We start from the raw sequence: 14057 nt of genomic DNA on the forward strand, positions 1-14057 counted from the left end.
GCGACGTGTCTTCCTCAGCTATCTTTGCGAAGTCTGTGAGTCTTGGTTCCCAGCATAGCGCCCGTCTTATCTCGCACCAAGCGATGCGCTTGCTTGAAGTGAGGGCGCAAGCGGTGCCGGAGCGCTCTCGCCAGGCGTCGGTGATGCCCTGGCATAGCCACGAAATCCAGGATCCAGAGTTGATCACCTTCGTTCCAGTCGCTAATTGGCAAGAACGGCGGATCTTGCAGAACCAAATGACTGGCGGTTTCAGGCGTCAGATAAGCCCATAAGGCGTAGCCGGTCCAGACCCCGTCTTCGTCTTCAATCGTGACGAGCTGGCCTAGGCGAATTGCAGGCCATAGCCACACATAAGCCGCTGCGATACTGAACTTCTTGCGGTCAGTCTTGAACAGGAGTTGCATTGCCAGGCCAAGCGCCTGCGCATCAACGGCATTAGGTTGCATGGGTGGTGGTTGAGTTAAATGTCTGCGCTGCAACGGCAGCGTCCGGGAAGGTGAGCAGTGCGGTAGGGATTGATGCACGCCCGTTCAAGCTTAGACCTACCAAGTAGCTGTTAGGTTCGCAGTCGACAAGCGCGACGGTTCGATGGCCAGAATTGGTGATGCCGAGTGTCTCATCTGCGACTTCGGCACCGAAGATCAGTGTTCCCCCACGCACGCGTGGCCCCTCCAGCTGGGCTGTATAGGCCATACGATGCGTATCAAAGAAATACAAGGCGGTGGACACGTGATCGCTTGCGTAGCCCAAGACAAGCCAGTGTGGTGGTAAGCCTTTCCAGACACGGCGTGAGACCGCGACCTCGGTTGCGATAAAGGCCGAGACCCGCTCGGGTCCCGACGACCGATCGGCCAATATCGACCGCACCAGCTTGATCGCCCGGCGCTTGGAGACGCGATAGGAAAGGCGCGGTCGTGGTCTCAGCCAGCGGTTGGCCGCACAAAGATGGAGATGTGCGTTCGGAAGTTCGCGCAGGAGCGCCGCGATCTCCTCGCCAACAGGAGACCCGTAGCTTGCTTTGCCTCTGATGTGGTCGGAGAGCCAATCGTGGCGCTCATCGTGCTTTGTGGGCTGATCGAGCGCATAGTCAATGCGCTGTTGCTCGCGGTAGTAGTGCGCAATGAGCGCTTTGAAATGGAACACCTCTGGGCTTGACTCAGGCAAAGCACACGCTTCTGCACAGTGATGGAGAAACGCAGCTTCCATGTGATGCTCGATCTGGATGAGCAACTGATCGATGTTGGCGATTGCCTTGTCAAAGCGGGAATACTTCTTGAAGAAGTAGGCAAGCGAGGGAAGCGAGTGGCGAACATCACGCATCTCATCGCCGAAGAAGTGACGATGCCCATCGGTGCCACGCTTCCAGCTGGGAACTGCGCGGAAGCCGCCGAAATCCAGGAACTGCGCGTTCGATGTGATGTTGTCGCTTGTCGGGCGACCGGTCCAAAGGCGATGCGCGCGACTTGCGGCAATCTGCTCGGCAAGGCGCAGGTAGAGCTCAGACAAGTCAACGCCTAGGCCATTGGGATTGCCCGCATCGAGCTGCGCGTGTTCGTCGGCAAAGTGGATGGCATCTTTGACCCGCAGGCTATCTTGAAATTGATCGCTGTTTGCACTGCCTGATGTCCCGAAATACAGGCTGCGCTCGAAATGCGCCAAGCGCAGGAAAGCAGGCCTGATCAGAATGGCGCACCGCTCCGGCTCGTCGGCATCGGTGCGCGCCAGGGAGAAGCCGGCATCGATGATGGCAACGATGGGGACTGTCCCGTGTGGGAGTTCTGCGTTGAGGATCTCGCTGGCGACTGCCTCGCGAATGGCGTCGTAAAGATAGAGACAGCCATGGGAGTGTGACCAATCATGGGCCTCGGAGACCAATGGCGTGGGGCCGGTTCCTTTGGCGATGAGCATGCCATCGGAGCCACAGCGGCCACTCCCCCCGTGGATCGCCCCACCGCTCCCACCATAGCGATCAGCGCCCAGTGTCTGTCCGCCGAAGGTGCCGGCAACGCAGTGGGCTTCGATAGAGGTCACGGCAAAGCGCTCAAGCAAGGACGCTGAGAGGCGGGCCCGAGTTGGCGCGTCGTGGATGGCCATGCCTAAGTCGTGAAACCAGCGCTCATTGAGCCAGAGCAAAGAAGCATCCGGCAGTCTTCCCACTGGAAAGGGCACGAGCATTGAGGTGCTCACGCTGGCAAGGCTCAACAGGTTGGGGTCGTTCTTGTCATCCATGTCCCAGTGGTCATTGGGCATTTCGCTTCCTTGTTTCCGCAACTGTTGTGACTTAGCGTTCGATCGGCGTTGGTGATGCTACCAATCTGACGGCAATTCGTCCTGCTGCTGCTTGGATTTCCCGAGACCACGGGACATCACTTCTGCATGGACAGTCCGCGTAAAAACGACACACGATGTGAGGCGTGATCAGATTCGTACAGGTCTTATTCATTCTTTGGTATAACTAATATTTATATTTAAAAAGAGCCATGGTTGATCCGACTGTGGCGAAAAAATTCAAAGAAAAAAATTAAAGAGCAAGAGCGCACTTATGGTTTCTGCTTTGCAGAAACCGTGCGCCAACGCTGCGCGTCGGTGCGGTGGCTTTCGCCACCTCGTTGCCCTATGCTTCGCTAGGCAACACAGCCACTTCAAAACCTCGTGACCGAGGTCTCTGTGCTGTCGAGTTCGCTTTTCTCTCGACGGGCAGATGTTCTGCCGCTTCTTTGTGTGCTCCACAAACAGGAGTTTCACAAATGGCGATTTATCACGCAACAATGAAGTCTTTCAGCCGAGGCAATGGCGACTCTTCGGTCGCAGCAGCTGCTTACCGCGCAGGGTTTGATCTGCTCGATATGAGCACAGGGCTTGGCCACAATTATTCCCACCGAGGCGGTGTCGATTTCCATCAGATGCTTGCGCCGAAAGGAGCGCCCGAGTGGTGCTTTGATGCGCAGTATTTTTGGAACGCGAACGAAGCGGCCGAGACGCGCAAGAACGCACGCGTTTGCCGAGAAGTCGAGGTGTCGCTTCCGCATCAACTCGATCCACACCAACGGAGAGCGCTCGCTTTAGCGCTTGGCCAATTGCTGGTCAATCGGTTCAAAGTCGCCGTATTGGTCGCTGTGCACACACCAAGCAAATATGGTGATCAGCGCAATCATCATGTGCATTTGCTGATGTCAGCGCGACAAGTCGGACCGGGAGGACTAGGGGAGCGCGCCTGCGCTGAGTTTGATGCGCGACAAGGTGGCGGCACACGAGCGCTGCGGCAAATCCGCAAAGACATTGCAATGGTCATCAATGCGCACTTGAAAAATGCGGGCGCCCCGGCTCGGGTAGATCATCGCAGTCTCCGAGCACAAGCACACGAAGCCGCGCGTAATGGAGAGTTTGAACGCGCCCGCGAACTCACGCGCCGGCCTGGCAAGCACTTGGGCAAAGCCAAAGTGGCGGTGATTCGCAAAACGAAGTTCACAGCAGAAGTGAGAGGAGCAGGTGGGCGAGAAGCAGCACTGGCGCTTTCAAAGCTTGTCGCTGAGCACATGAAAAAAAGCGGTGGTCTCGTGCACGAGGTGCCACCGTCTCATAGCCATGCGACAGCACTTCGGGATCGGGCCAACGCACAGACTTCTGGATTGGACGGATGCACAGCGGTTGGGCAGACACGATTGTCAGGCGCAGAGCGGGTGCGGCAGATCAAAGAGCGCTTGGCGCGTGCGCCAGCGCCTCGCCCGGGTCTCTACACGCCTTACAGCGGTCAGACCCGACATCTTAGTCGCGTGACGCGTTTGGCTCGTTCCTCGGGCCGACAAGACGCTGAGTTGCTCAATGCGCAGGCGCAGTTGATCGAAGATTGGCTCGAAGCCCAGCGAGAGGTGGCTCAGCAGTCTCTCGAAGTATTGCGGCAGATCCCGGGTATCCAGATTGAACCCGAGTTCCAGCGAGCGCACTCCACACTCGTTTGTCGGCGAGTGGATAGCTACGCCACCAAGCCATTTCTCTTTGAAGACACCGAGATGCTTGCTCGCTCAATCAGCAAGTATGCCCATACGCTGGTGCGACCCTACAAAGCGCGCATGGCCGTGCTAGATGCGCAAGCCAAGCTCTATGAGCAAGAATACGATCCCGATACAAAAGTGGTGGCCAGAGCACAGCGGCGCTTGGCGCGAATGAAGAGGCATGTCTCCCCGCGCATCCAAGCGATCCAGCAGGGGCGGATCAAGCGGGCTCGAAAAGCGATGGTGGAGACGGCTGAGGCCTTGGAGAAGAACTTCTCTCCGCAGCCGATTGAGGTGCTGACGCCTGAGGCATCTGGAGAGGATGCACTTCCACCGCAGGCCGAGGGTGGGGCAGAGCATTGGGAGTTGAAGTTCCGGCCACCGAAGCCAAGTCTATGATGGCTCAGATATTTCTGACCGTTGACTGCGCAGCAGACTGATGGTGCGCCTAGGCATTTGGCTGGTAGCTACGATCGTCGCGGAAGGTTCTCGCCAAGTGATCGGAACAACGCCGCCAGCCGTTGGCACCCGGCGCCGAGACTGAGGCTTCAACGCCAGCGACACAGGAGCCCCCATGCGGGGCTCTTTTTCGTGGCCAAGACTTTCGCTTTATGCATCTGGATGAGATTGGCAACACTGACAGGCAGATCTCGGCTTCGTGGTTGCTGAGGAACCCCGTCATTGGGGGCGAGATAGGTCCTTAGCGAACTTCTTATCCAAATACTGGAAAATTGCTCTGGCAGCATTGATAACGAGGACTGCCTCATCGTTTTCTAACAACGTCTCGTTTGGATGCGCCAAGCTTCCGTGATTGCGAGCTGGATTGAGACTGTCGATGACATTACTCAGTGAAGTCAGCAGCTTGCCCATAGTTTCGGGCTGACTGCCCATGTCGCGCAGACCCGGATGCTCTGCCCGAAGCTGCTTGAATAAATTGGTGATCGTGGCGCCGGGTTGGGCCTGAATTTCTTGCGCGTAACAAACTGCTTTGAGGTATGCATGAAGTGCGGTGTGAATTCGGTCCACCGCATGGGTCGGTCCTGCGCTTTGGATGAGCGTGTTGGCATCAGCAAGTGCGCGCTTCAAGACATCGCTGGTGATAGATGGGCTGCTGTCTTGGACCGAAAGTCCGTCAGCACAGCGCGTAGCCAATTCCAACAGCCGGCGGTAAGCCTGTTGGGTTCGAAGATGCTCACTGCCTTGGGGATACTTGCGAGCGATGCCGCGAAGGATCGCTGCTTGTTGATGTCCTTCGACCCCTGTCAGGATTGAAATAAAACGTTCCTTGGTCGTGTTGCCGGTGAAGGCATCTGGATCCAGCTCCAGATCACAAAAGCCAGGGTAGAACTCTCGGTGTGTCTTGTAGGAGAAGTCGCCCAGGTAGCCGCCCTCCACCCCAATGTAGCTGTGAACCACCCAGTGAATCTCGCTACCGCGCAAATCGCCCACAGATCCCCCAGATCGGCTGGAACACGCGTTACATTGAGCGCATTATAGGCAAAAGCATTTGAGGAAGGCGTGGTGCTGCATCCCGCGCGTCGCGCTTCCTCTCAGGGGTGTCGATGGATCAGACGGCGGTGGCGCAGGCTGGCGAGGAGACTTCTTCGCTCCGGGGAGCTGGCGGGTTGAAGGACAAGGTTGAGAAGGCTCGTTTGGAGCTCTTAGATCTGTCTACACGCAATCGGTTGCTTCATACACCCAGAGGTGGTCGCGCCAAAACCGTCGAGGTGGTCTACGAGCTTGCCAAGGCGATGTATCAGACCTTGGTGATCGAAGGAAAGCGTTTCACGTTTGTTCCTGGCAAGGAGGATCCGAAGCAAGCGAACACTACTGGTAGCCCTGGCGATGACGATGACAGTGATGAGGTCCTACTTGACGAGGCACCCGAAGACCCAGAGCTGATCGCGCAACCCGATTTTGAGCTGGATGAGAACGGGCGTGTCAAAGCGCATTGGGATGCGCATCTCACAACACGCCTAACGCCGACAGGTCTGCAGAAGCGCTTATTGGATCTCTACATGGACGCGCGGACGCTCCAAGAAGAGCAGGGCGTCAATGTTCTTTACTTGGCCGTCGGCTACTTGCGTTGGCGTGCTACTTCCACTCCTCAGACTGACCGCTTCGCGCCCTTGGTGCTCATCCCGGTTCAGTTGGAGCGAAGCACGGCAGGCGAGAAGTTTCACCTCAAATGGACCGGCGACGATATTCAAGCGAACTTGTCGTTGCAGTTGTTCTTGCAGCGCGAGTTTGGGCTTCGCTTGCCGAGCATTGATGAGTTCGAAACGCTCGATGTCGATGCCTACCTGGCCTCTGTGGAAGCCATGCTGGAAGGTAAGGAGACCTGGGGCGTGCTTCGTGATGACGCCATCCTAGGCTTGTTCTCGTTCGCTAAGTTCATGATGTATCGGGATCTTGACCCACAAAGCTGGGAGGCGCTTGGCGGACTGGACGCCATCCCGATGCTGCGCGGGGTGGTTCAAGACGGTTTCCCAGGTGCGAGCCTAACCGACGAAAATAGCGAACTCGACCGTATCATATCGCCAGAGAGGATGCGCCATGTCGTTGATTGCGACTCATCGCAAGCTCTGGTTGTGCACGATGTGCTTCAAGGCAACAACATCTTGGTCCAAGGTCCGCCTGGAACGGGGAAGTCCCAAACCATTGCCAACATCATCTCGGCAGCGGTAGCCGAAGGAAAGCGGGTGTTGTTTGTGGCCGAGAAGATGGCCGCGCTCGAAGTCGTGAAGCGCCGACTGGATCATGTCGGTGTGGGCGTGGCCTGTTTGGAACTCCACAGCAACAAAGCCAACAAGCGTTCTCTACTGGAGGAGCTTCGGCAAACGCTGCACTTAGGCGAGCCCAAACGAACCAGCACTTCGCCAATCATCGAGCAACTAACGGAAAAGCGCGACACACTCAACGCCCATGTTGCGCGGCTCCACGAAGCTCACCAGCCCTCTGGACTGACGCCATACCAAGTCTTCGGACACATGGTGCGCCTGCGTCGCTTGGGCTACACGACACAAAGCCTGCCCCTTGAAGCGCCGACCTCCTGGGCGTCCCATCAAAAAGAGGAGCGGGAATCGCTCCTGCGCGAACTGATCGAGCGAATTGAAGAAATTGGCGTTCCAGATGAGCACGCTTGGAGCGGCGTTCAGAACGATGGCCTCTTGCCGAGTGAGCGCGATCGGTTGCTCATCTTGGTCGCTGGATTGACCGAACGATTGAACGATTGGGAGGCGTCGACCACTGAGCTTCACAGCGCATTGGATCTTCCACCTCCACTGCGATTTGATGACGCCGGCCTTGCCGTTCAGCGTGTTAAGGCTCTGCTTGAAGCTCCAAAACTTGGCTCCGATGCGCTTCAAAGCAAGGTCTGGGATGCGCTTGGTCGTGCTTCGACAGTCATCGATGCGCTTGAAAACGCTCAGAAGGCCAGAGCTGCGGTCGAGGCCAAGATCCAGATGGAGGCGCTCGCGCAAGACTGGGATGCTACCACGGCCACTTTGAGCGTTTTGCCGAACAGCTTCGTTTTGGGTAAAGAGCTGGCAACGTTGGGTAGGGCACACAGTGCCTTGGTTCGGCTCGGGCCTGATCTGGCACGATTGACGCAGCTTCTAGCCGAGAAGGCACCACTTACGCTCGATCTGGCGCTTCGGCTGGTTGCCATCGCGGAGCGCGCCACGACCATTCCGGAACTTGACCGCGATGCATTGGTCGCCCACATCTGGGAACGGGGTGTCGATGCAATCGAAGAGGTCGTTTTGGCTGTTGAAACGGTCCAGCAGGCGAAGAGCCACCTGGCCTCTGTATTCCGCGACGCTGCATGGAGCAAAGACAGCGCGGAGCTTGAAGCGGCGCGTGGGCAGTTGGCGATGCGCGGCACGAGCTTGTTCCGCTTCCTAAGTGGAGATTGGCGTCGCGCCAATCAGACCATCCGCACACTCCTTTCTAACCCTAAGCTTCCGGCGTTGGACATGCTTGGATCGCTCGATGTTCTCCTGGATGCCAAGAGCGCTCAGAAGAAGATTGTTGAGCACGACGCCCAAGGACAAGAAGCGTTTGGCTCAAACTGGCAGCGCGAGCGCTCCAACCCATCCTTCCTCAGAGGCGTCGTGGCCTGGATGCGAACGCTCCGACCCTTGGGGAGCGGAGTTCGTGAGCGTTTGGCCGACATCAGCGATCGCGTATTGGCAACCGAAATCGCCAAACGCGTAAAGCCAGTTTTAGAAGAACTCGTTCGCGATTTGGCGCCTGTCCATGAGGCGTTGTTGTCTGCTGAGCGCAACCCATGGGGCGAGGAGACCGTCCTCAAGCGCGTTGCTCTATCGGAACTGGAAGAGAAGTCTGCCCTTTGGCAAGCTGCGTCCCAGCAATCAGCCCTATTGGCTAATGCGCAGGAACTCACGATCGAGCAGGCGCTTGCGGTCATTGAAGAAATCCAGCTGGCGCAAACTGCCATTACCGCTTACGACGCTCTGGCCGCTGATGGGACCTCAGCCTTTGGTCCGTTCTGGGGAGCACTAGATAGCAAGGCGCATGAGCTTCGCCAAGTCGCGTCTTGGATTGAACACAATCCAGAGCTTCGCTTGTTGGCCGTGCGCATTGTTGATCCCGAGTCATTGCTTGATCGGGCTGAGGGAGGTTCTTCTGCGGCAGGACTATTGGCCGGCGAAGTGATGGATATTCTGGTTGGCTTGCAGTTTGAGGGCAACGCAGAGATCACGCGTGATCCGAGCCATGCACCTTTGGCAACACTCAAACTCCAGCTGGCAAGCTGGCAAGCCGACCCGGAAGGACTTCGGAGTTGGGTGTCTTACCTTGCCATTGCCAAGGAGGCCGAGCGTAAGGGCTTAGGTGCAATAGTCGATGGTCTTGCCAGTGGCAAGCTGGCGAGAGCCGATGCCTTGGGCGTGTTCGATCTGTCTTACTACGAAGCTTTGCTTCAAGCGCTGGTGCAGCGCGATCGTGCGTTGGCGAGCTTTGACGGGCAGCGGCAGTCTCAGGTGGTATCAAGCTTTGCAAGCCTTGACCAGGAGCGTATGCAGCTGGCTCGGTATGAAGTGGTCAAGGCGCATCACAGCAAGATCCCGCGCCAAGGCGGTGCAACCGGCCCAACAGCTATTCTTATCGGCGAGATGGCCAGGAAAAAGGGTCATCTGCCGATTCGTCAATTGATGCAACGGTGTGCCCCTGCGATCCAAGCGCTCAAACCCGTCTTCATGATGAGTCCGTTGTCGGTAGCGCAGTTCCTGCCGGCAGGCGCGCTGGACTTTGACATGCTGGTCATTGACGAAGCCAGCCAGGTGCAGCCGATTGATGCGCTCGGTGCGATCGCGCGCGTTAAGCAGTTAGTGATCGTGGGTGACGAGCGACAGCTCCCGCCAACACGATTTTTCTCCAAAGCACTGGGCGATGGCGGTGACCGGGATGACGATGAGGGTGGGGCACAGGCGTCAGATGTCGAAAGCATCCTGGGGCTTTGCCGCGCAAGAGGATTACCTGAGCGCATGCTCCGTTGGCACTACCGGAGCCGCCATCAGTCGCTCATTGCCGTTTCCAATCAACAGTTCTACGAAGGCAAGCTCTTCATCGTCCCCAGTCCCTACACCAGTGAAGCAGGTGTGGGCTTGCGGCTGCATCATTTGCCTGAAGCCATCTACGACCGGGGCAACACGCGCACCAACCCCAAAGAAGCCAAGGCAGTTGCACTTGCAGTGCTGGCGCATGCGCAAAACACCCCTCAACTCACGCTGGGTGTAGCGACCTTCTCGACAGCGCAGCGCCGCGCCATTCTCGACGAGTTGGAACTCTTGCGCCGACAGCACCCGGAAACAGAAGGGTTCTTTGCCGATCACCCGGCTGAGCCCTTCTTCGTCAAGAGCCTCGAAAACATCCAGGGCGACGAGCGCGATGTCATCTATATCTCTGTGGGCTATGGGCGTGATGCCCAGCGCCACATGACGATGAACTTCGGTCCTGTGAGTAATGACGGCGGCGAGCGGCGCTTGAATGTGCTCATCAGCCGCGCCAAATCGCGTTGCGAGGTCTTTACCTCGATCACCGATGAAGACATCGACACCGATCGTGCCAAGGGTAAGGGCACCTTTGCTTTAAAGCTCTTCTTGAACTACGCAAGGACGGGCCGCCTTACCCTCGCCACCCAGGCGCGAGACGCTAAGCACAGCGTATTCGAACAAGAGGTGGCCCAAGCACTTCGCGCGCGAGGCTACGATCTGCACACCGATGTGGGCCTTGCTGGCTTCTTCGTCGACATTGCGGTGTCTAATCCAGAGGAGCCTGGGCGCTACATTTTAGGCATTGAGTGCGACGGGCAGTCATATCGAGATGCCAGAAGCGCGCGCGATCGCGATCGCTTGCGTGAAAGCGTGCTGCGCGACAAGGGCTGGCAGGTTTACCGGATTTGGAGTTCGGACTGGTTCCACCGTCCTGAGGCAGAGCTTGAAAAACTTGTTGTAGCCATTGAAAGAGCGAAGTCGGAGTCAGGCACCTTAGAGCCCAGTCCCAATTCTTCGCACCGTGCGGTGCCGGTGGAGATTCTCACCGTCGATCGCGGTGAGGTCACTGAGATGGGCCTCATTGAGGCGCAAAGTCCGCCGGACACTGAACCTTACATTGAGGCGTCCTTCGCCGTGCCAAGCAACCAGTTCGAATTGCATTTGGTTCCAGCAGGGCAACTCGCCACCATCGTGCGGCAGATCGTTGAAGTGGAAAGCCCCATTCATCGCAGCGAGGTCGTTATGCGCGCTCGGACGCTTTGGGGCTTGCAGCGTGCTGGCTCGCGTATCCAACAGGCGGTTGAAGAGGCGATTGGGTCAGTGGTGTCGATGGGTGGTGTGCAGGTCGTCGACAAGGACTTCTTGGCCATTCCCGGGAAAGAGGTCCACGTGCGTGATCGTTCATTGGTCGAGTCCTCGACCCTGCGCCGGCCAGAACTTTTGCCACCCGCAGAGATCAAGGTGGCGATCACCAAAGTCGTCGCCGACAACCTGGGGGCAAAGCGAGACGAGTTGGTGTTGATCGTATCGCGTCAGCTCGGTTACCGGAGCACCAGCACACAACTTAGACAGTTGATTTTGGATCAGATCGAGGCACTGCGGCTTGCGGGCAGGTTGGCTGACAAAGGCGAGTTGGTGGTCTTGGCCTAGCGTTCATGGTCTATTTTTTCACTGCGCTTTTGCCCGCGCTTGGAAGGCAAGCGCAACCGCTGAAGCCATATCCTTGGGGCTTAGTTCCAAAAGCTGGGTGACCACTGCGTCTACGTTGGCACCTGCACCACCTTGGCGTTCGAGCTGTTCGAGCTTCTTGCCCAACGCGACAGGATCCGGGTTGAAGTAGCGCATGAAGGTTTTTAAGTCCTTATGCCCCGAGATCCTGGCTGCTTCGGCCGGATTGAGGTGGTGTCCCATTTCGGTGATGCGCGTATGGCGAAGATCATGCATGCGCGCGGTCAGAATTTCTGGGTCTCCGAGCTTGACGGCTACCTGCTCACGCACCCGATCCCAGGCCTGAGTGACGGTATCGGCCCGAATGCGCTTGCCGCGCGAGGTCACAAAGACGGGTCCCTTCTTCGTTTCGCTGGCTTCGAAGCGCGCGGCGATCAAGGCCAGGGGCTCTGAAGTCAACGGGATCACGCGCTCATTGTATTTGCCATTCTTGGCCTTGGTCTCGCGAAGTCGGGCGGTGTTCTTCTTGAAGTTGATGTCCGCCCAATCGAGCTTCACGCATTCGGAGCGGCGGGCTGCGGTCATGCGCGCAAAGCGAATGACATCGGCCGTTGCCGGGTCGGTCCGCCCAGCATCAAGCTGCGCAACGATGGCGTTCCATTCCTCCTCGGTCAGCGTCCGGTCGCGCGCGTCATCCGAATTGAGCGATTTCAAGCTCTTGATCGGCGAGCGCAGATCAATCTGCCAGTTTTCGTGGGCAATCCGGAAGAGGTTTCGGATCGTGGTCAGGGCTCGCTTTTTGCTGCCCTGGGCCATAGGGAGCGTGGTGCCGTCTCGCTTGACCTTGATGTAGGCGTTCACGAACGAGCCGGCATGGCGCCCCAAGAAGTCATCCTGAGTCAAATCCTTGGCCAGCTTGCGGGTGAGGTGGGGCAGGCCGGTCTGGCTCAACCCAAGGCCTTTGCCACCTCCCAAGAAGAGATAGGCATTGGATTGGTCGGTCCTGACCGACGCGTGCTTGATGAGCCCATCATCGATCTCTTGGACAAACCGGCGCAAAAGATCCCCAAAGGTCCAGGCCTCTGCCGTGTGCGCGTAGGGCGTTTGCCGAAGCTCCAAGGAGGCGTGTTCTCGGCGGACATAGGCCTCGGCCATGAGCCGAGCAGCATCAATGTGATGCTCGGTATTCGGGGACGCCTTCGGGTCAATGGGGTAGCGCACCAGCGGGAACTTCAAGGCTTGCCCGTTGAGGGACCTTCGGATGCGCGCCTCCCACCTGAGTTGCCCATCCGTCCTGAGCGTGACGCCCGCCACGGAGCTGATGGCCTGAGAGGCCTTGATGCCGCGCGGAAGCGTGCCATTGAAGGTCTTGGTGCGCCCAGGCTTGGCGGCTGTTTTGGCTTTGCTCACTTAGCGTCTCCCTGTATCCTTAGACAGATGGCCCCGTGGCACAATTGGATAGCGCGCGTCCCTCCTAAGGACGAGGTTGCTGGTTCGAACCCAGCCGGGGTCACCACTTTTTTGACAATCGGCATGACTAGGCCTGTCGTTACCACAGACTTGCCACAGTCAGGCTAGACTTCCACGCAAAGCCTTGTCCCGCTTGGGTCTTAGTCTAGCGACGTTGTCCCTCCTAAGGGGAAGGTCGCCCGTTCGAATCGGGCCGGGGTCACAAGGAATCAATCACTTAGCGTTTTAGTAAAGTTGCCGAGCCGGCATGGATCTACAAAAGTTACGAAACTCCCAGATCGACTCGTGGACTGCTATCAACCCAACGAAGTTTCGTACTTGCCGGGACGAGCGTCTTTTTTCGTCGGTATCCCGCGCATAGCAGCTAATCTTTCTTTACATTACGAATTTACCTAGTCGAGGACATGTTGCCGTACTGTCTTAAGGTCTTTTGGAATGTCTGAAGGTCTGTGATGGCTCAAAGCGATAAATTGCTCTAACCAGGCCAACATTTAAGGTGCGCTGCACCGGCAGCATTGGTCACGTTAGGATGGGACTGACTCGCTTGCTCACGGCTCTGTGTCTCGTACACGCAGTTTTTGCCAATCCGCCCATCATGACCTCGCGGCGCGAAATGCTATTACGCGCCGCATAGCTCTCAGCTTCTATAACTTACATCTGCGTTTGGTCAAGAATTTCAGGTCGTTGGCAAAGCTGGTGCGCTCGCATCTTTGTGGTGCGCGGTGAAGGGGGTGAAGGCGCTCGTTGCGTACCTGCCTTGCTACTCGGGGGCCGGTTTGTCGCGCAGAGGCTCCTCAGCGAAGTCACCATCGTGCGAGTTTAGGGCAACGACGTTCGGGAAATGCGGGGCGCCGAACTGCACCAGGCCGGTTTCGTCGAAACAGTTAACGCAGTGGGGAGTGAATGTCTGCATCTGCGGGGCGCTAGTCTGAACCTGCGCTAGCATGGCGGCAAATTCATAGGCGATCGACAATGCCACACATGCCGCAATCTCGACGGCTGGAAGCAAAGATCACTTGGCGTGGCCGTTGTCGATGCGGATATTTGTGTAAGCGTGACGTCACCTGTGAAAAAGTAACGTAGCAAGATAAGGAGGATCAAAGTGGCTGTTGGGTTGGCAAAAAAGGGGAGGCATTGGTGTGCTGCGAAAGCTCTCCACCACGGGCATGCCGCACTATCCAACCATCGCTGCACGCCTTGACGCGCGCCAAGCGGGTCAGTAGGCTGTGTACGCAGTAGCGCCAAATTTTTGACATCTATCCTGGGTAGTATCGAGTACTCGATAAACTAAACTTTAATCACAAGGAGAGTGATGTAATGACCCACCGGTTTCCGCTCAGGTCATGCGGTTAATGTAGCGGTGTAGGCTGCGTCCGGGGTCATCATCTTCAGCGCTTGATGTGGGCGC

At 57.4% G+C, this 14057-nt stretch carries 6 protein-coding genes, 1 tRNA gene and 1 pseudogene; 3 read left to right on the forward strand and 5 right to left on the reverse strand.

Going from position 1 to position 14057, the window contains the following annotated elements:
- Nucleotides 1–14 precede the first annotated feature (14 nt).
- Nucleotides 15–446: a toxin-activating lysine-acyltransferase gene (locus FHT09_RS19965; RefSeq protein ID WP_043877773.1), complete on the reverse strand. Its 432-nt coding sequence runs from the start codon at nucleotides 444–446 to the stop codon at nucleotides 15–17.
- Nucleotides 436–2250: a protein adenylyltransferase SelO family protein gene (locus FHT09_RS19970; RefSeq protein WP_076038477.1), complete on the reverse strand. Its 1815-nt coding sequence runs from the start codon at nucleotides 2248–2250 to the stop codon at nucleotides 436–438. The genes FHT09_RS19965 and FHT09_RS19970 overlap by 11 nt, the downstream gene beginning before the upstream one ends.
- Nucleotides 2251–2846: 596 nt before the next feature.
- Between FHT09_RS19970 and FHT09_RS20495 the strand changes: the two are divergent.
- A pseudogene (locus FHT09_RS20495) lies at nucleotides 2847–3305 on the forward strand (MobA/MobL family protein); the annotation flags it as partial.
- Here the strand turns inward: FHT09_RS20495 and FHT09_RS20500 are convergent.
- Nucleotides 3201–3425, reverse strand: a complete 225-nt coding sequence (locus FHT09_RS20500) for a hypothetical protein (RefSeq protein ID WP_258077297.1) — start codon at nucleotides 3423–3425, stop codon at nucleotides 3201–3203. The pseudogene FHT09_RS20495 and the gene FHT09_RS20500 overlap by 105 nt on opposite strands.
- 1245 nt (nucleotides 3426–4670) lie before the next feature.
- Nucleotides 4671–5441: an abortive infection family protein gene (locus tag FHT09_RS19980; protein ID WP_104607436.1), complete on the reverse strand. Its 771-nt coding sequence runs from the start codon at nucleotides 5439–5441 to the stop codon at nucleotides 4671–4673.
- Nucleotides 5442–5554: 113 nt separating this feature from the next.
- Between FHT09_RS19980 and FHT09_RS19985 the strand changes: the two genes are divergently transcribed.
- Nucleotides 5555–11161, forward strand: coding sequence for a DUF3320 domain-containing protein (locus tag FHT09_RS19985; RefSeq protein WP_104607435.1), 5607 nt, complete (start codon nucleotides 5555–5557; stop codon nucleotides 11159–11161).
- Between the two features lie 18 nt (nucleotides 11162–11179).
- Here FHT09_RS19985 and FHT09_RS19990 read toward each other — a convergent pair whose 3' ends face one another.
- A complete protein-coding gene (locus FHT09_RS19990) occupies nucleotides 11180–12589 on the reverse strand; it encodes a site-specific integrase (protein WP_104607434.1) in 1410 nt (469 codons plus the stop codon).
- Nucleotides 12590–12618: 29 nt separating this feature from the next.
- Here FHT09_RS19990 and FHT09_RS19995 point away from each other — a divergent pair.
- A tRNA-Arg gene (locus FHT09_RS19995) sits at nucleotides 12619–12695 on the forward strand.
- Nucleotides 12696–14057 lie beyond the last annotated feature (1362 nt).

Source organism: Xanthomonas sp. CFBP 8152 (assembly GCF_014199025.1).
Taxonomy (GTDB): domain Bacteria; phylum Pseudomonadota; class Gammaproteobacteria; order Xanthomonadales; family Xanthomonadaceae; genus Xanthomonas; species Xanthomonas arboricola_B.

What these genes read in the sequence shown, in the direction of transcription:
- FHT09_RS19965 (WP_043877773.1), bottom strand. Translation starts at nt 446, where the DNA reads ATGCAACCTAATGCCGTTGATGCGCAGGCGCTTGGCCTGGCAATGCAA.
- FHT09_RS19970 (WP_076038477.1), bottom strand. Translation starts at nt 2,250, where the DNA reads ATGCCCAATGACCACTGGGACATGGATGACAAGAACGACCCCAACCTG.
- FHT09_RS19985 (WP_104607435.1), top strand. Translation starts at nt 5,555, where the DNA reads ATGGATCAGACGGCGGTGGCGCAGGCTGGCGAGGAGACTTCTTCGCTC.